The 17,036-nt window shown below is 74.0% G+C and carries 19 protein-coding genes; 11 read left to right on the forward strand and 8 right to left on the reverse strand.

Annotation, left to right across the window (positions count from 1 at the left end):
- The first annotated feature begins 90 nt into the window (after positions 1 to 90).
- Together ACIBK9_RS40035 and ACIBK9_RS40040 are read left to right on the forward strand one after the other, a co-directional pair.
- Positions 91 to 1,071 carry an NAD-dependent epimerase/dehydratase family protein gene (locus ACIBK9_RS40035; RefSeq protein ID WP_397164054.1) on the forward strand — a complete coding sequence of 327 codons (981 nt, stop codon included), beginning with the start codon at positions 91 to 93 and terminating at the stop codon, positions 1,069 to 1,071.
- Positions 1,068 to 1,757 (forward strand): glycosyltransferase family 2 protein, encoded by a 690-nt coding sequence (locus tag ACIBK9_RS40040; protein ID WP_397164056.1) that lies wholly within the window; start codon positions 1,068 to 1,070, stop codon positions 1,755 to 1,757. Before ACIBK9_RS40035 ends, ACIBK9_RS40040 begins: the two co-directional genes overlap by 4 nt.
- Here the strand turns inward: ACIBK9_RS40040 and ACIBK9_RS40045 are convergent.
- Positions 1,735 to 2,067, reverse strand: a complete 333-nt coding sequence (locus ACIBK9_RS40045; RefSeq protein WP_352353939.1) for a YnfA family protein — start codon at positions 2,065 to 2,067, stop codon at positions 1,735 to 1,737. The genes ACIBK9_RS40040 and ACIBK9_RS40045 overlap by 23 nt on opposite strands.
- Positions 2,068 to 2,240: 173 nt before the next feature.
- Between ACIBK9_RS40045 and ACIBK9_RS40050 the strand changes: the two genes are divergently transcribed.
- Both ACIBK9_RS40050 and nhaA read left to right on the forward strand, forming a co-directional pair.
- A complete protein-coding gene (locus ACIBK9_RS40050; protein WP_397164058.1) occupies positions 2,241 to 2,405 on the forward strand; it encodes a hypothetical protein in 165 nt (54 codons plus the stop codon).
- 104 nt (positions 2,406 to 2,509) lie between these two features.
- A complete protein-coding gene (gene nhaA / locus ACIBK9_RS40055) occupies positions 2,510 to 3,727 on the forward strand; it encodes a Na+/H+ antiporter NhaA (RefSeq protein ID WP_397164060.1) in 1,218 nt (405 codons plus the stop codon).
- Here the strand turns inward: nhaA and ACIBK9_RS40060 are convergent.
- On the reverse strand, positions 3,724 to 4,680 hold the full coding sequence (locus ACIBK9_RS40060) for a WYL domain-containing protein (RefSeq protein ID WP_358293426.1): 957 nt from the start codon (positions 4,678 to 4,680) through the stop codon (positions 3,724 to 3,726). The two genes, nhaA and ACIBK9_RS40060, sit on opposite strands and share 4 nt — an antisense overlap.
- 72 nt (positions 4,681 to 4,752) lie before the next feature.
- On the opposite strand from ACIBK9_RS40060, the gene ACIBK9_RS40065 reads away from it, so the two are divergent.
- The 4 genes from ACIBK9_RS40065 to ppk2 all read left to right on the forward strand — a co-directional run bounded on the left by ACIBK9_RS40065 (position 4,753) and on the right by ppk2 (position 8,427).
- Positions 4,753 to 5,511, forward strand: a complete 759-nt coding sequence (locus tag ACIBK9_RS40065) for a DinB family protein (protein WP_397164062.1) — start codon at positions 4,753 to 4,755, stop codon at positions 5,509 to 5,511.
- A 1-nt stretch (position 5,512) separates the two neighbouring features.
- Entirely contained in the window at positions 5,513 to 6,220 is a 708-nt protein-coding gene (locus ACIBK9_RS40070; RefSeq protein ID WP_397164064.1) for an alpha/beta fold hydrolase, read from the forward strand.
- Positions 6,221 to 6,288: 68 nt separating this feature from the next.
- Positions 6,289 to 7,365 (forward strand): phosphate ABC transporter substrate-binding protein PstS, encoded by a 1,077-nt coding sequence (pstS, locus tag ACIBK9_RS40075; RefSeq protein ID WP_397164066.1) that lies wholly within the window; start codon positions 6,289 to 6,291, stop codon positions 7,363 to 7,365.
- Positions 7,366 to 7,467: 102 nt separating this feature from the next.
- The gene (gene ppk2, locus ACIBK9_RS40080) at positions 7,468 to 8,427 is read left to right on the forward strand and encodes a polyphosphate kinase 2 (RefSeq protein ID WP_358293419.1); all 960 of its coding nucleotides are present in this window, start codon (positions 7,468 to 7,470) and stop codon (positions 8,425 to 8,427) included.
- Positions 8,428 to 8,481: 54 nt separating this feature from the next.
- Here the strand turns inward: ppk2 and ACIBK9_RS40085 are convergent, their stop codons facing one another.
- The gene (locus tag ACIBK9_RS40085) at positions 8,482 to 8,979 is read right to left on the reverse strand and encodes a CAP family protein (protein WP_358293417.1); all 498 of its coding nucleotides are present in this window, start codon (positions 8,977 to 8,979) and stop codon (positions 8,482 to 8,484) included.
- 246 nt (positions 8,980 to 9,225) lie between these two features.
- Here ACIBK9_RS40085 and ACIBK9_RS40090 point away from each other — a divergent pair, with 246 nt between their 5' ends.
- The 3 genes from ACIBK9_RS40090 (at position 9,226) to ACIBK9_RS40100 (ending at position 11,661) form a co-directional block, all read left to right on the forward strand.
- Positions 9,226 to 10,332, forward strand: coding sequence for a dipeptide epimerase (locus ACIBK9_RS40090; RefSeq protein ID WP_364334226.1), 1,107 nt, complete (start codon positions 9,226 to 9,228; stop codon positions 10,330 to 10,332).
- Between the two features lie 528 nt (positions 10,333 to 10,860).
- Positions 10,861 to 11,019, forward strand: coding sequence for a hypothetical protein (locus ACIBK9_RS40095; RefSeq protein WP_397164069.1), 159 nt, complete (start codon positions 10,861 to 10,863; stop codon positions 11,017 to 11,019).
- Positions 11,020 to 11,154: 135 nt separating this feature from the next.
- Positions 11,155 to 11,661 (forward strand): hypothetical protein, encoded by a 507-nt coding sequence (locus ACIBK9_RS40100; protein ID WP_397164071.1) that lies wholly within the window; start codon positions 11,155 to 11,157, stop codon positions 11,659 to 11,661.
- A 115-nt stretch (positions 11,662 to 11,776) separates the two neighbouring features.
- Here the strand turns inward: ACIBK9_RS40100 and ACIBK9_RS40105 are convergent, their stop codons facing one another.
- Genes ACIBK9_RS40105 through ACIBK9_RS40125 form a run of 5 tightly spaced genes read right to left on the reverse strand, consistent with a single transcriptional unit; the run spans position 11,777 to position 17,008 of the window.
- Positions 11,777 to 12,784, reverse strand: coding sequence for a dihydrodipicolinate synthase family protein (locus ACIBK9_RS40105; RefSeq protein ID WP_397164073.1), 1,008 nt, complete (start codon positions 12,782 to 12,784; stop codon positions 11,777 to 11,779).
- Between the two features lies 1 nt (position 12,785).
- On the reverse strand, positions 12,786 to 13,811 hold the full coding sequence (locus ACIBK9_RS40110) for an NAD-dependent epimerase/dehydratase family protein (protein ID WP_397164075.1): 1,026 nt from the start codon (positions 13,809 to 13,811) through the stop codon (positions 12,786 to 12,788).
- Positions 13,798 to 15,237 carry a beta-N-acetylhexosaminidase gene (locus tag ACIBK9_RS40115; RefSeq protein WP_397164077.1) on the reverse strand — a complete coding sequence of 480 codons (1,440 nt, stop codon included), beginning with the start codon at positions 15,235 to 15,237 and terminating at the stop codon, positions 13,798 to 13,800. The genes ACIBK9_RS40110 and ACIBK9_RS40115 overlap by 14 nt, the downstream gene beginning before the upstream one ends.
- Positions 15,234 to 16,004, reverse strand: coding sequence for a sugar phosphate isomerase/epimerase family protein (locus ACIBK9_RS40120; RefSeq protein ID WP_364334208.1), 771 nt, complete (start codon positions 16,002 to 16,004; stop codon positions 15,234 to 15,236). The genes ACIBK9_RS40115 and ACIBK9_RS40120 overlap by 4 nt, the downstream gene beginning before the upstream one ends.
- Positions 16,001 to 17,008, reverse strand: coding sequence for a Gfo/Idh/MocA family oxidoreductase (locus tag ACIBK9_RS40125; RefSeq protein ID WP_352328344.1), 1,008 nt, complete (start codon positions 17,006 to 17,008; stop codon positions 16,001 to 16,003). Before ACIBK9_RS40125 ends, ACIBK9_RS40120 begins: the two co-directional genes overlap by 4 nt.
- Between the last annotated feature and the right edge of the window lie 28 nt (positions 17,009 to 17,036).

The following is a 17,036-nucleotide window of genomic DNA, read 5'->3' on the forward strand; positions in this document are numbered from 1 at the left end:
CGCGGCGGTTCACGTTCGTCGTTCGTAAGAACCCTTACGAACCGCGAACGCGGCTTCGGTCCGCCCGGCCCGGCGGTTACCGTCGGCGGCGTGAGAGTGATGGTCACCGGCTCGGCCGGTTTCATCGGCGGCCACGTCGCCGAGGCCCTGGAGGCGGCGGGTCACGACGTCGTCGGCCTCGACACGCGGACCGGCGCGGACGTGCGCGACGCCACGGCCCTGGACGCGCTGCTGCCCGGCGTCGAGGCCGTCGTGCACCAGGCGGCCAAGGTGGGCCTGGGCGTGGACGTCTCCGACCTGCCCGCCTACGCCTGCGTCAACGTCTTCGGCACCGCCGTGCTGCTGGCCGCCATGGCCAGGCACGGGATCACCCGGCTGGTGCTGGCCTCCTCGATGGTCGTCTACGGCGAGGGACGCTACGCCTGCGCCGCGCACGGCGACGTCCGGCCCGGTCCGCGGACCGCGGACGACCTGGACGGCGGCCGGTTCGAGCCGCCCTGCCCGCGCTGCGGCGAGCCCCTGCGCTGGGCGCCGATCGAGGAGGACGCCCCGCCCGATCCGCGCAACGCCTACGCCACCAGCAAACTCGCCCAGGAACACCTGGCCGCCAACTGGGCCAGGGAGACCGGCGGGACCGTCGCGGCCCTGCGCTACCACAACGTCTACGGGCCCCGCATGCCGCGTGACACCCCGTACGCCGGGGTCGCCGCGATCTTCCGCTCGGCGCTGCGGGCCGGCCGGGCGCCGGCGGTGTTCGAGGACGGCCGCCAGCTCCGCGACTTCGTCCACGTGCGGGACGTGGCCGGGGCGAACCTGGCGGCCCTGACCGCGTCCTTGCCGCCCGGCGGGCTGAGGGCCTGGAACATCGCCTCCGGCGCGCCGCGCACCGTGGGCGAGATGGCCCGCGTGCTCGCCGCCGGGTGCGGCGGCCCCGGCCCGCGGGTGACCGGCGGCTACCGGCTGGGCGACGTCCGGCACATCGTCGCCTCGCCCCGGCGGGCGGAGGCCGAGCTCGGCTTCCGTGCCGCGGTCGGGTTCGAGTCCGGGATGGCGGAGTTCGCCCGGTCATGACGATCGACGTGATCCTGCCCTGCCTGAACGAGGAGGCCGCGCTCGCCTGGGTGCTCGGCCGCATGCCCGCCGGCTACCGCCCGATCGTCGTCGACAACGGCTCCACCGACGGCTCGGCGCGGGTCGCCCGCGAGTTCGGGGCGCGGGTGGTCGCCGAGCCCGTGCGCGGGTTCGGGGCCGCCTGCCACGCCGGGCTGCTGGCCTCCTCCGCCGACCTGGTCTGCTTCATGGACGCCGACGCCTCGCTCGATCCCGCCCAGCTGCCCCGGGTGGCCGGGCCCGTCCTCGGCGGGGAGCTCGACCTCGTGCTCGGCCGCCGGCGGCCGCGCGGCGCCGGCGTCTGGCCCGGGCACGCCCGGCTGGGCAACGCCGTCCTGGCCCGGAGCCTGCGCCGTCGCGCCGGGGTGGCGCTGCGCGACCTCGGGCCGATGCGGGCGGCCGCCCGCGTGCCGCTGCTGTCGCTCGGGACGGCCGACCGCCGCTTCGGCTACCCGCTGGAGACGGTGCTGCGCGCCGCGGCGGCCGGTTGGCGGATCGGCGAGACGGACGTGGACTACCTGCCCCGCGCGGGCCGCTCGAAGGTGACCGGCACCCTGCGCGGGACGCTGCGGGCCGTCGCCGACATGCGCCGCGTCATGGCGGACGCGCGCCCCGGGGCCGGGCTCAGGCGCGGGGGGCGTACATGATGACCAGGACGCCGACGAGGCAGATCAGGGCGCCGATGACGTCCCAGCGGTCGGGGCGGAACCCGTCGGCGACCATGCCCCACACCAGGGACCCGGCGACGAAGACGCCGCCGTAGGCGGCCAGGATGCGGCCGAAGTTGGCGTCCGGCTGGAGGGTGGCGACGAAGCCGTACAGGCCGAGGGCGACGACGCCGCCGCCGATCCACAGCAGCCCGCGCTGCTCGCGCACGCCCTGCCAGATCAGCCACGCGCCGCCGATCTCGGCGAGCGCGGCCAGGGCGAACAGCAGCAGTGAGCGGATCATCGTCATGACGGTCAGTACATCGCATCCGCGAGGGCGGCGGCGGGCAGGGGGCAGCCGGGGGAGAGGGGCAGGTCTGCGGTCATGTCCCGACGGTAACCCCGTACCCGGGTACCGGATTCAAGGGGCGGCGGGAACTTGTAGGGTAGGAGGGGGACACGATTGGACAAAAGGGAGGCAAGGTGCGCGAATTCCGCTCCTGCCTCCACTTCCCGTCCTGCCTCCACCTCGCGCGCGAGCGGCACGCCCGCCCGCTGCGCCCGCTGGAGTTCCGTCCGGTCGGCACGAACGGCTACGTCAGCACGTGGGGCGTGATCGCGGGCATCCGCCCGCCGCAGGTCCGCTGAGCGCCCGCACCCGGACGTGATCCGGGTGCGCGGGTCGCCATGAGGCCCGGGCCGCGCATGGGGCGGCCCGATCGTTACCCGTACCGTCCTGGAGTTCTCCCTTCATGTCTGCCTCCTCGCGGATCATCACTGCCCTGCGCTCCGACGCGGTCGGCGGCGTCCTGCTCATCGTCGCCGCCCTGACCGCGCTGGCCTGGGCCAACTCGTCCCTCGCCGGCTCCTACGAGGCCCTGCGCACGTGGTCCTTCGGCCCGGAGTGGCTGGGCCTGCGCCTGAGCGCGCAGGCGTGGGCCGCCGACGGGCTGCTGGCGGTGTTCTTCTTCATCGTCGGCAACGAGCTCAAGCAGGAGCTCGTGCACGGCGAGCTGCGCGACCCGCGCCGCGCCGCGTTGCCCGTGGTGGCCGCGCTCGGCGGCGTGGTGGTCCCGGCGCTGCTGTTCCTGGCGGTGAACGCCGCCGCGCCGGGCGAGGCGGCCCGCGGCTGGGGCGTGCCGATGGCCACCGACATCGCCTTCGCGCTCGCCGTCCTGGCCGTCGTGGGCCGCGGCCTGCCCGCCCCGCTGCGCACGTTCCTGCTGACGCTGGCGACCGTGGACGACGTGTGCGCGGTCGTCGTGATCGCCGTCGGCTACACCTCGGGGCTGAACCTCGCCGCCCTCGCGGGGGCCGCCGCCGCGCTGTGCGTGTGGGCGTACCTGCAGCACGGGCGGGGCCGGGCGGTCACCGCCGTGCGCCGCGCGCTGCCCGCGTGGCTGCTGTACGGGCCGCTCGCCGTGCTGATCTGGGCGCTGGTGCACGCCTGCGGGGTGCACGCCACCATCGCCGGCGTCGCGATGGGCCTGCTGATGCGCACCAGCCCGCGCGCCGGCGAGCAGGAGCCGCCCTCGCAGCGCGCCGAGCACGCGTTGCGGCCGTTCTGCGCCGGGGCGGTGCTGCCGGTGTTCGCGCTGCTGTCGGCCGGGATCTCCCTGTCGGGGGCGGGCGGCTTCTGGACGGGGACCGTGACCTGGGGCGTGCTGGCCGGGCTGCTGGCCGGCAAGCCGCTCGGCATCGTCGGCGCCGCCTGGCTCACCGCGCGCCTCACCAGCGCCCATCTCAATCCGCGGCTGGGTTGGAGCGACATCGCCGGGGTGGGCGTGCTGGGCGGCATCGGCTTCACCGTCTCGCTGCTGATCGCCGAGCTCTCCTACACCGGGCCGGCCCACCTGACGCAGGCCAAGGGCGCGATCCTGCTGGCCTCGGCGGCGGCGTCCGTGCTGGCCGCCCTGATCCTCGGCGCGCGCGTCCGCCGGCACCGTACGGCCGGGCAAGCGGCGGCCTAACCGGGCAGCGCGGCGGCCAGGCGGGCGGCCAGGCGGGCGACCGCCGCGCGCAGTTCCGGCCCGCCCTCGACGCGGAAGGGGAACGGCACGGCCGGCAGCCACTCCTGGGCGTACATGGCCGGGTTGCCCGTGCTGCCGACCAGCACGCAGCCCTCGTCATGCGGTTCGAGCCGTCCCATGGGCGGGTGCACCCAGGGCGCCACCTCGGCCAGGGGCGCGCCGAAGACCACGCGGGCCGCGTACGCCCATCCGGCGCCCAGGTTCTCCTCCAGCGCCGCCACCGGGTCCAGCCCGTCGGGCGGCCGGAAGCCGTGGACGGTCTCGTGGACGGCCCGGACGCGGTCGACCCGGTAGGTGCGGATCGCGCCGGCGCGGTGGGAGTGGCACAGCAGGTACCAGCGCCCGTACCGGACGACGACCGCCCAGGGGTCGACCTCGGCCTCCCACTCCGTGCCCGATCCGCTCCGGTAGGCGATGCGGACGCGCCGCCGGGCCGCGGACGCGGCGACCAGCGCGCTGGTCACGGCGACGCCGGGACGGGCCGCGTACCGGTCGGGCGCGGCGGAGGCGTGCTCGCGCAGCGCGGCGGCCTGCCGTCCGACGCCTTCCGGCAGGGCCCGGATGACCTTGGACAGGGCGGTGCCCACCAGGTCGTCGGGGTCGGTGGCGGCCGGCTGGCCGTCGAACACCGCCATGACCAGGGCCAGCGCCTCGGGCTCGGTGAAGGCGACCGGCGGCAGCCTGGTGCCGCGGCCGAGCCGGTAGCCGCCGTAGGGGCCTCTGGCCGACTCGACGGGGATGCCCGCCTCCCGCAGGATCCCGACGTACCGGCGGGCGGCGCGCTCGGTCACGCCCAGGGCCGCGGCCAGCTCCCCGGCCGTCACGCCGGGACGCTGCCGGAGGACCTCCATGGCGCGCAGGGCCCGCGCGGTGGGGCTGAGTTCGGTCGGCACCCGAGCAGATTAGAGCGGTTCCGGCAGGTACCGGAAGTAGAACGTCCGGAATACCGCCTACCGTGTGGCGTCATGACCGACTCCCGGGAAGACCCGCACGTCGAGGACGTGAGCGTGCGGCGGGCCACGTTCACCCGGCTGCGCGTGCGCGACGTCCGCGTGCGCGCGGCCGACCTGTCCGGCGTGCGGGTGCGCGGCGCCGAGCTCGTCGACGTCGAGATCAGCGGCGAGCTGCGGAACGTCGTGGTGAACGGCGTGGACATCGCCCCCCTCGTCGAGGCCGAGCTGAACCGCCGCATGCCCGAACGCGCCAAGATGCGCCCCGACGGCCCCGAAGGCTTCGGCGAGGCATGGGCGATCCTGGACCGCCTGTGGGCGGGCACCCTCGCCCGCGCCGCGACGTTCCCCGAGGCGGCGCTGCACCGCAGCGTCGACGGCGAATGGTCCTTCGTCCAGACGCTGCGGCACCTCAACTTCGCCTCGGCCGCCTGGGTCGGCCGGATGATCCTGGGCGACCCCTCGCCGTGGCACCCGCTCGACCTGCCGTGGGACGAGGCGCCCGGCTGGGACGGCGTCCCGTGGGACCGGGCGGCCCGGCCGCCGCTGGCGGAGGTGCTCGCCGTCCGCCGGGACCGCCGGGCGATGGTCGGCCGGGTCGTCGCCTCGCTCACGCCCGAGCTGCTCGGCTCACACGTCACCCGCGACGAGCCCGGCTGGCCGCGGCTGGCCGGATTCCCCCTCAAGGAGTGCCTGCACATCGTCCTGCGCGAGGAATGGGAACACCGGCTCTACGCGGAACGCGACCTGAACGCACTGGAGAAAGAAGACTGACATGGACATCCTGCTCATCGGCGGCCTCTGGCTCGACGCGTCCGCCTGGGACGAGGTGACGCCCGCGATCGAGGCGCTCGGCCACCGTCCCGTGCCGGTCGCCCTCCCCGGCCAGGGGGACGGGAACGCCGCCGCCACGCTCGCCGACCAGGTGGCGGCCGTGCTCGCCGCCGTGGACGCGGCCGACGGAACACCCCTGGTGGCCGGCCATTCCGCGGCGTGCACGCTGGCCTGGCTGGCCGCCGACGCGCGGCCGGACAAGGTGGGCAAGGTCGCCTTCATCGGCGGTTTCCCCGCCGCCGACGGCGACGCCTACGCCGACTTTTTCGAGGCCGTGGACGGCGTCGTGCCGTTCCCGGGATGGGCGCCGTTCGAGGGGCCGGACGCGGCCGACCTCGGCGAGGAGGCCAGGCGGAGGTTCGCCGCCGCCGCGGTCCCCGTCCCCGAGGGGGTGGCCAAGGGCGTGGTGCGGCTGACGGACGAGCGGCGGTTCGGGGTGCCGGCCGTCGTCGTGTGCCCCGAGTTCAGCCCCGCGCAGGCACGGGAGTGGATCGACGACGGCGACGACGCGGAGCTGGCCCGGGTCAAGCACCTCGACCTCGTCGACCTCGACTCCGGGCACTGGCCCATGTTCACCCAGCCGGTCGAACTGGCCCGCCTCCTGGCCGCCGCGGCCGACGGGACGCCGGACGGCTTGGCCACAAGGTAACCCTTCGTGTCCGAGGGCTTGACCGAGGGATGACGGGTCCGGACGCGTCCGGTTCATAGCCTTGTGCAATGGCAAGGCTGACATGGAGGGCCAAGTCGGTCCTGGTCGCCGTGCTCGTTCTGGCCGGCGGGGCCGCCGCCGCGGCCGGGGCCGTGTTCCTGAGCATGAGCAGCGAGGACGGCGCCGCTCCCGAGCCGGTGGTCGCGTGGCTGCACGGCTCGGGCTCGACCGCGCAGAAGGGCGCCATGGACGCCTGGACCGGCGAGTTCCAGCGCGTCCACCCCGAACTGCGCGTCGTCTACGAGGCCAACGGCTCCGACCGCGGCATCGAGGACTTCATCGCGGGCCGCAGCGCGTTCGCCGGCTCGGACGTGCCGATGACCCCGGAGGAGCAGGCGCGGGCCGACCGGCGCTGCGGCGGCCGGGCCGAGCACCTGCCGATGGTCGTCGCCCCGGTCGCGGTGGCCTACAACCTGACCTCCGTGCCCGGCCTGCGGCTGTCCCCGGCGACCCTGACCGGCATCTTCACCGGGCGCCTCACCAGGTGGAACGCCCGCGAGATCGCCGCCGACAACCCCGGCCAGCCCCTTCCTGGCACCCGCATCCACGTCTTCCACCGCTCCGGCCAGTCCGGCACCACCCAGAACCTCACCGAGTTCCTGCGGGCGACCGGCGGCTGGCCGCACCAGCCGTCCAGGACGTGGACCGGCGCCGGCCAGGGCGTCACCAGCTCCAGCGGCATGACCCAGGTGCTCCAGCACACCGGGGACTCCATCGGCTACGTCGAGTACGGCTTCGCGAGCAGCGCCCGCCTGAGCACCGCGGACGTGCGCAACGCCGCCGGGGAGTTCGTCGCGCTGTCGCCGGAGAACGCCAGCAAGGCCCTGCAGGGCGCCACGGTCGAGAGCGGCGAGCGCGGGCTGGTGCTGACGTTCGACCACAGGCGGCCGGTCCCCGGCGCCTACCCGATCGTGCAGGTCACGTACGAGATCATCTGCGCGGGCCGGGCGGACCCGCTGGCGCGCGCCTTCCTCGGCTACGCCGCCGGCGACGCCGGCCAGTCCTACCTGGCCCTGTACGGCTACGCCCCCCTGCCGCACGACCTGCTCGCCCAGGTACGCGCCCGCCTGGGAGCGACGAGCTGAACGGCCCGCGGGATTTCCGGAATAGGGCCCGCCGGCACGATTAGCCGGCCGCATCCGGTGAAGAGAGGACGCCATGAACGCGAACATCCGGTCGCGGGCCGCATGACCGGTCCAGGCGACGAGCAGCCCGTGGTCCTCGCCCCCCTGGCGGCCGCGGAGCACAGCGAACTGCTCGACACCACTCCCGGGTTGTGGGTGGACGACGGCGACGACGACGATCCGGTGCTGATGCGGGCCGACGGGCGGCCGGTGGACACCTGGCGGCAGCACTACCCCTACGACGAGCGCCTGTCCAGGGAGATCTACGAGCGGGACAAGCGGCTGCTGCAGATCGAGCTGCTCAAGCTGCAGTACTGGATCAAGGCCACCGGCCGCCGGCTGGTGGTGCTGTTCGAGGGGCGCGACGCGGCCGGCAAGGGCGGCACGATCAAGCGCTTCATGGAGCACCTCAACCCGCGCGGCGCCACGGTGGTCGCGCTGGAGAAGCCGAGCGAGCGCGAGCGCGGCCAGTGGTACTTCCAGCGCTACATCGCCCACCTGCCGGCCAACGGGGAGATCGTGCTGTTCGACCGCTCCTGGTACAACCGGGCGGGCGTCGAGCGGGTCATGGGCTTCTGCGACGTGCACGAGTACCTGGAGTTCATGGAGCAGGTGCCCCGCCTGGAGGACCTGCTGGTGGACTCGGGGCTGCACCTGGTCAAACTCTGGTTCTCGGTGTCGCGGGCCGAGCAGCGCACCCGGTTCATCATCCGCCAGGTGGACCCGGTGCGGCAGTGGAAGCTGTCGCCGATGGACCTGGCCTCCCTCCGCAGATGGGACGACTACACCCAGGCCAAGGAGGACATGTTCCTGCACACCGACACCGAGTCGGCGCCCTGGACCGTCATCAAGAGCAACGACAAGAAGCGCGCCCGGCTGGAGGCCATGCGCCACGTGCTCAGCCTCTTCGACTACGACGACAAGGACGACGAGGTCGTCGGCGTGCCCGACCCGCGGATCGTGATCTCGGCGGGGGACATCTTCGACGAGGACCATGTCGCCTCCCAGGGCACCGACCCGTGACCGTCAGGCGGCCGGTGGTCAGGGGGCCCTCGCCGCCCCCTGACCGGCCCGTCGTCAGGCGGGCAGGACGTTCTGGGGGTACTCGCCCTCGTAGTTGCCCGGGTTCTCGAAGACGAACACGATGTAGGTCTCGAACCCGTCGGGGCCCTGGCCGGCGACGCGGGCCGCGCCGACCCTCCTGGTGTCCTTCCAGACGAGCTGGCTGAAGTGGCCGGTCTTGGCCGGGTCGCCCGGCGGGTTCGCCCAGTTGTAGTCGGCGATCTCGTTGTACCAGGCGGTCACGGCGTCGCCGGCGGTCTTCGGCGTGGAGCCGGAGGACATGCCCCAGAAGATGTTCTCGCCGGTGGTGTCGCGCAGGCCGTCGTGGCCGGCCGACAGCTTCGCGTACTCCGAGCGCGAGGACGCGCGCTCCTTGGCGTACTCGACGAGCTTGGCGTCCATCTCCATGGGGGGCGCGTGGTGCTTGGCGCGGTAGGCGTTGGCCTCGTTCAGTGCCTCGGCCAGGAAGCTGTCGCTGGTCGCGTCCGGAAGAGCGGGACGGGTTCCGGCCATCACGATCACCTCGTCGTGAACGGGAGAAGTGGGGACCACCGAAGCCTGCGCCCGGGCGGGCCGCCGGTCAACGTCCGGATGCGGCCAGGGGCCCCGGCGAAAGGGCCGAATGAATTCCTGCCGTTGATTCTGAAATCAAATCCGGCGTGCTAGATTCGGGAGGCTTTAATGCTCGGGTAAGCATGAATTCCTGCTCATTGGAGAATGATGAGATCGCTGGTCGTCGAGCGTATTGAGATATTCGTCGTGGAATTGCCGTCCATCCGTTCGTTCAGCATTTCAGGCGGAAACGTCACCACCGAGGGGAAGCCCGCCGAGCGGGTTCTCGTCAAGGTGACGGCCGGCGGGGTGACCGGCTGGGGCGAGGCCACGCCGACGCCCGCCTGGACGTACGAGACCGTGGAGTCGATCTCGACGACGATCGCCGGCTACCTGGCCCCCGCCCTCCTCGGCCGCCCCGCCTGGGACCTGGACGGCGCCTGCGCGGCCTACGAGAAGGTGATCAACCGCGGGCTGACGATCGGGTCGCCCATCGCCAAGTCCGCGCTCGACATCGCCCTGCACGACCTGCTCGGCCGGGCCCTCGGGGTGCCCGTCGGCGTGCTGTGGGGCCAGCGCCGCCGCGACCGGATCACGCTCGGCTGGATCGTGGCCGGTCAGACGCCCGGCGAGGTGCGGCAGGCGGTCGAGGAAGGGCGGGCGGAAGGCTACCACGCGTTCAAGGTCAAGGTCGGCCTGCACGACGAGGCGACGGACCTGTCCGTCGTCGCCGCCGTCAGGGAGGCGGCCCCCGACGCCCCGCTGTGGGTGGACGCCAACCAGGCCTACACCGTGGACGGCGCGCTGCGCATGGCCCGCCGGCTGGCCGACCTGGACGTCACGGCGTTCGAGCAGCCGCTGCCCGCCAACGACGTCACCGGGCTGCGCCGCCTGCGCGACCACAGCCCGCTCCCGGTCGCGCTCGACGAGAGCCTGCGCCACCCCTCCGACCTGGCCACGTTCGTCAAGCTCGACGCCGTCGACATCGCCATCGCCAAGGTGCAGCGGTCGGGCGGGCTGACGTTGTCGCGCCGGCTGTGCCAGTTGGCCGAGGACGCCGGGCTGCGCATCATGGGCTCGGGGCTGACGGACACCGACCTGGGGTTCGCCGCCTCGCTGCACCTGTTCGCGGCGTTCGGCGTGGACACCCCGGTCGACCTCAACGGCCGCCAGTTCGTGCACTCGGCGTACGTCGGCGGCCCGACGGTGGAGGTCTCGGACGGGACGGCCCTGGTGCCCACCGGCCCCGGCCTCGGCGTCGAGGTGGACGAGAACGCCGTCCGCGCCCTGTCCACGGCCCACTGGACCGTCTGACGAACGAGAACCGGGACCGGGACACACGTCCCGGCCCCGTCCCGCGCGACGGTTGGTGACTACGGAGCCCGGACAGGTTGACACGAGCGCATCCGGCCTGCGGCAATCGCCCCGGGCCTCGTAGGCCAGGACTGCACTGGGGCGGCCCAACGCTTGGCTTGCCCGTCACCATGCTGACGCTGTCAGTGTCGTCACGCGCGAGCGAACGGGCCTATAGCGGCTCCACAGCGGATCCAAAGCGGGAGCGGGCATAGTCGGTGATCAGCCCGTCCGGCTGGACGCGGCAAGCGGTTCACCGGCGCCGGCCAAGGGCGCCGGCGGGCCCGAAGCCGATTGTCTGGACGGCCGAAGGGGCTGGCTGACAATCAGCGGTTCGGTGAGGCTGAGGTCCCGTCGGCGACACGACGACGCGGGGGAGTGTCGATGCGGCGGCTGACCGGGCGGGGCGGCCCGCGTTGTGCACTGAATCCGTGCCCGCCCCGGGGGCGGTCGGGAGGTCGTACATCAACAGCGACGAGAGGTGACGGCATGACCAAGACGACGCTCAGAATCACCGCGATCGGGCTGCTGACCGCAGCCGGACTCGCCCTGGCCGCCGGCCCCGCAGCCGCCAAGGAGGAACCCTGGCCCAGCTCGGGCGGGATCGCCCCGATGGGCGACGACTACTGGCCGCACAGCGGCGGGTGAGGTGTGCGACCCGGGCCGGACTTCCGGCACGAACCCTGATGCGCGGACAAAGTGATGGCATATGCGGCGGCGAACCGTCGCTGCGAATCCGCGGGCGCTCGACTTCCGAAGATCAGACAAACACGGGACGGTGTCATGCTCAAACTCAAGGCCGTGATCGCAGCGATCGTCATGGCGCTCCTCGCCAATTCGTTGATCGTGACCCCGGCCGCTCATGCGGCCACCAGCGGCGAATGGAAGACGTACGGCCCCTACAGCTTCGTGTTCGACCTCCCGAACAAGCTGTGCATGCTGTCCATCTCCGACGGCAAGACCTATGAGGGGAACTGCGCGCAAGGCGGCACCAGAGCCCGTTGGCACGTCCGCTACAACACGGTCACCCACATGGTCGTACTCCACAACGTCAACTACGACAAATGTCTGAATGTCGACAGCAGCTTCACCGTCAGCACCGGCCCCTGCGGCAACGTCTGGAGCCAGCAATTCAACGAGGAAAAGATCTCGGACGGCACCAGTCAACACAGTGGCCGCTATTGGTACCATCCGGTGGCTGACGCGAGCAAATGCCTCCTGAGAGGCTGGCGCGTCGGCTCCTGCAGCGAAAACGGCGCCATATATTATCAATACTACAATGCGCCGTAAGTAACCTCTGTGGCGGCCCGATGAATGGGGGCCCCGCTGCGTGTGCCGTCCACGAGCGGGGCCCTTGCACCCCCTTCGCATGGAGAGTGCCGCGGGATCGGGCCGGGCTTCGGTCTCAGCGCAGCCAGTCGTCCAGATGTGCGGCGACGAAGTCGTCGTCCACCAGCCACGGATAGGCCGCGCTCACCCGCGCGATCTCCTCGGCCTGCCCCGGTGACAGGCCCTCGTCCGGGTCCAGGCACCACGTCCCGGCCAGCAGGCCCTGGCGGCGCAGCACCTCGTGCACCCCGGCGATGCAGCCGCGGAAGCCGCCCGCCACGTCGAACACCGCGCCGTTGGCGTCGGTGAGGTCGCCGGCGCGGGCCAGCAGGGAACGCAGCACCTCGTCGTCCCCCGCCCACGCCCGGCGCACCTCGTCGAACATGAGCACCGCCGCCCGCGTCCACACCGCCCACTGGCCGAGCAGCCCGCCGACGATCCGGCGGCCCGCGACGGGGGAGAGCAGGTCGGCCAGGATGTTGTCGTCGTTGCCGGTGTAGAGCGCGATGTCGTCGCCGCGCCCGGACGCCGCCACCGCCCTGACCACGTCGAGCGTGCGATACCGGTCGAAGGGCGCCATCTTGATCGCCACCACCGACTCCTGCTCGCTCAGCGACCGCCAGAACGACGGGCCGAGCCGGCGTCCGCCCACCGCCTCCTGGAGGTAGAAGCCGATCACCGGCAGCACCTCGCCCACCGCCCTGGCCCGCGCCAGCAGCTCCGGCTCGCCCGCCCCGGGCACCTGGGGCGACAGCAGCACGGCGTGGTAGCCCAGCGAGGCGGCGAGCTCGGCCTCCGCCACGGCCTGGGCGGTGTCGCCGCACGCGCCCGCGACCATGACGAACGGCCGCCCCGCCTCCTTCGCCACGACCTCGGCGGCCAGCTCCAGCACCGGCCGCAGCAGCCCCGCCCGGCGGATCTCGAACTGCGTCGTGTGCACCGCCACGGCCGCGCCGCCCGCTCCCGAGGCCAGGTAGTAGCGGGTGAGCGCGCGCTGGCGGCGCTCGTCCAGGACGCGCCCGGCGGTCAGCGCCAGCGGGTGGGCGGGGATGACCGTCCCCTCCCGCAGCAGGCCGATCGACATGTCAGAACCTCCCGTCGCGTACCGCGAACTTGGTCGGCTTGCCCGACAGGGGCAGCCCGCGCGACAGCCAGCCGGCCTGCCACCCGATCAGGGTGTCCAGCGGCACGTCCGGGTAGCCGAACAGGCCGTGGCAGCGCGAGGCGTCGCTGAGCAGCGCGGTGCCGCTCTCGCCGCCGGTGAAGGACGCCCTCGTCCCCATCGCGGCGGCCAGCCGGGCCGCCGTGCGCCGCACCGAGGCGGTCTCCGGGCCGGTCAGGTTCAGGGTGAACGCCTCCGGGGCGCGCGCGTGGCGCAACGACCGCAGCGCGACCTCGTTCGCGTACCCCTGCCAGACGACGTTGACGTGCCCGGTGGTGAGGTCCACCGGCTCGCCCGCCGCCACGGTGGCCGCGAGGTCGGCCAGCACGCCGTAGCGCAGGTCCACCGCGTAGTTCAGGCGCAGGATCGCGACCCTGGTGCCGTACGCCGCGGCGGCGTGCTCGAAGACGCGTTCCCGGCCCAGGCAGCTCATCGCGTACTCGCCCACCGGGTCCGGCCGGTCCTCCTCGGCGCTGCCGCCGCCGGCCACGTCCACCAGCGGGTACACGTTGCCGGTGGAGAACACCGCGATCGCCGAGTCGCGGTAGCGCCGGGCCACGGCGGCCGGGAGCGCCGCGTTGACCGCCCACGCCTGGTACGGCGCCGCCGACGTGCCGAACTTGGCGCCCGCCATGAACACGACGTTGGCCGCGTCCGGCAGCCCGGCCAGGTCGCCGCCGGACATCAGGTCGGCGGCGACCACCTCGACGCCCTCGTCGGCCAGCGCCCGCGCCGCCCGGCCGTCCGACCAGCGGGACACGGCGTACACGCGGGCCGAGCCGCGGCCCGCCGCCTCCAGGGCCCGCCGGGCCAGCCGGACCAGGCTCGGCCCCATCTTGCCGCCCGCGCCGAGCACGACGAGGTCGCCGTCGAGCCCGGCGACGTCGGCGGCCAGCGCGGCCGACGGGGTGGCCAGCCGGTCCTCCAGCTCCTGCTCAGAGGTGAACACGCGGGGCTCCTTCGGGTCGCCGGTAGGCCACGCCCATCCGGTCCAGCAGGGGGAGGTGATCGGCCAGCCGCCGGGTGAAGCCGCCCAGGTCGCGGCCCGCCGACCAGGCGGCCTCGGCCACGGCGCACAGGCGCGGGAAGGCGTTGTGGTCGAAGCGTTCCCTGGTGGGCAGGTACTCGCCCCACAGCTGGGCCTGCATGCCGAGCACGGAGTCGCCGGCGTCGTACCCGTAGACCGTCTCCAGGGGGAGCGGCCCGGAGATGCTGACCGGCTCGCCCGGGGCGTCGGACTCGGCGTAGTCGAGGTAGGTGTGCGTATGCGGCGCGGCGACCACGTCGTGCCCGGCGCGCAGGGCCGCCTCGATCCGGTCCACGCCCCGCCAGGCCATGATCACCATGTCCTCGGGCGGGTCGTGGTCGAGCATGTCGTCCCAGGCCACCGCGCGGCGGCCGAGCCCGCGCAGGTGCCCGGCCAGCAGCCGGCCCCACCAGCCGAGCAGGGCCCGCGGCCCGTCGAGCCCGGCCTCGGCGACCCGCCGCGCGGCCTCGGGGTCGGCGGCCCACTCGCCGGCGCGCACCTCGTCCCCGCCGATGTGCACGTACCGGGACGGGAACACCTCGCACAGCTCGTCGAGCACGTCGCGGGCGAACCCGGCGGCCCGCTCGCCCACGTTGAGCACGTGGGAGGAGATGCCCCACGACGTCCGCACCTGGACGGGCGTCCCGGAGGGGTGGCCCAGCCACGGGCAGGCGGCGATGGCGGCCTGCGAGTGGCCGGGGAACTCGATCTCGGGGACCACGCTCACGCCGCGCGCCGCCGCGTAGGCCACCAGGTCGCGCAGCTCCCGCTGGGTGTAGAAGCCGCCGTGCGGGACGCCGTCGAACCGGCCCTCGCGGGCGTGCCCGGCCGGCGACTCGGCGCGGCGGGCCCCGGCCTCGGTCAGCCGCGGGTGCGCGCGCACCTCGAACCGCCAGCCCTGGTCGTCGGTCAGGTGCAGGTGCAGCACGTTGAACTTGTGCAACGCCAGCAGGTCGACGTACGAGCGCAGGAAGGACATCGGACGCCACCAGCGGGCCACGTCGATCATCACGCCGCGCCAGGCGTACCTGGGCACGTCGCGCACCGTCCCGCAGGGCACGCCGCCGGGGCCGTCGAGCTGGCGCAACGTCTGCACGCCCCAGCGCAGCCCGGCGACGTCCGCCGCGGCGACGACGGCCCGCTCCGGGGTGACGTCGAGGGTGTAGCCCTCCGCGCCGAGCGACGGGTCCGGCACCAGGCGCAGCTCGATCTCGCCGGAGGCGTCGCCGCCGGTGGCCGGTCCGAGCAGCTCCCTGGCCAGGGCGGCGTGCGGCCCGCGCACCGGCGCGCGCACGCCGGGCTGGAACGTTCCCTCGCCCCGGCGTACCGAGGCGGCCAGGGGGATCACCGTCCCAGCACCGTTCGGAAGGCGGCCAGGGCCTCGCCGACGGGCGCCGCGTCGGGGTACCAGGCGCGTTCCCACTCCAGCGCCAGGAAGCCCGCGTAGCCGATCCGGTCCAGCTCGGCCAGCACGCCCGGCACGCCCACCGCGCCCTTGCCCGGCAGCACCGGCGCGAGGTCGGCGGGCGAGGCCGCGTCCTTGATCTGCACGTGCCGCAGGTACGGGCCCAGCGCGTCCGCGGTGGCCGCGGCGCTCTCGCCGGCCCGCCACGGGTTGACCACGTCCCACAGCGCGCCGACGCGCGGCGAGCCGACCCCGGCCAGCACGCCGGCGACCGCCTGGCCCGTCAGGAACACGTCGTGCGTCTCCAGCAGCACGTCCACGCCGTTGTCCGGCAGCCGACCGGCCACGTCCGCGAGCCTCCGAGTCGCGGCGGCGGCCGGGTCGTCCTGCCCTTCGACCCCGCCGAAGACCCGCACGTACGGCGAGCCGAGCGCTTCGGCGATCTCGACGTGGCGCAGCACCTCGGCCACCGGGTCGCCGTCCGGCCGGGCCACGCGGGTGTAGGAGCACACGGCGACGATCCCGATCCCGGCGGCGGCGAACGTCCGGGCGATCGAGCGCAGCTCGGCGTCGGGGGTGTCCGGCGCGACGATCTCACCTTCGGCGCAGCGCAGCTCGACGGCGGCGCAGCCGTACCGGGCGGCGGTGGCGACGACCTCCTCGGCCGGTGCGCCCGGCATGCCGAGCGTGCTGAACGCGAGCGGGTTCATGACTGTCCCTTCACTGTGACGGTGGAGCCCCGGCGGGCGGACTCGTAGACGGCCAGGGCGACGTCGAGGACCGACAGGGCGTACTCGGCGGTGACCTCGGGGGCGGTGCGGCCGGCGCAGGCCCGCGCGAAGTCGGCGAGCTGCGCGGCGAACGCGGTGGCCATCTCGCCGATGCCGGGCGCGGCGACCTGAGTGGCGACGCCGCCCCGGAAGGACCAGACGCCCTCGCCGCGGCTGATGCGCAGCGCGCCCTCGCCGCACACGATCTCCGCCTCGTCGGTGAACGGCAGGCCGGTGCCGGTGACCGAGATCGTCGACCGGGTGCCGTCGGCGTGCCGGGCCAGGGCGACCGCCTCGGTCTCCACCGACCCGCCGGCGGGCCCGGCGACGTGCGCGGTGACCTCCGCGATCGGCGAGCCGACCAGCATCTGAAGCTTGTCGATGCTGTGCGTGCCGACGTTGAGCACGATGCCGCCGCCGGCCATGTCGGCGTCGAGGAACCAGCGGGGGCGCGTCGGGTCGGCGTAGTCGGCGGTGCGCCGCTCGGCGGCCACCACGACCTGGCCGAGCTCGCCCGAGGCGAGGAACCCGGCCGCCGCGCGCAACATCGGGACGAAGCGCAGCACGTGCCCGACGGCGAACACGACGCCGGCCGCCCGGCACGCCTCGATCATGCGGACGGCGTCCTCGCGGGTGGTGGCGATCGGCTTCTCCACGAGCACGTGCAGCCCGGCCGCGGCGGCGTCGAGGGTGATCGGGGCGTGCAGCGCGTGCGGCACGGTGATCACGACCGCGTCGAGGCCGCCGGCGTCGAGCATCGCCCGGTGGTCGGTGAAGACGCGGGCGCCGGCCTCGGCGGCCAGCTTCTCGGCCGCCTCGGCCCGGACGTCGCACACCGCGGCGACCTTCACCTGCCCGGCGCTCTGGCGGGCGGCGGCCACGTGGAACTCCGCGATGGTGCCCGCGCCGATGACGCCCAGGCGCAGCCCGGATGTTGTGGTCACGATTTCCTTTCCGGATCGGACATGGGCT

The organism is Nonomuraea sp. NPDC050227 (assembly GCF_044459705.1).
In the GTDB taxonomy this organism is placed as follows: Bacteria; Actinomycetota; Actinomycetes; order Streptosporangiales; family Streptosporangiaceae; genus Nonomuraea.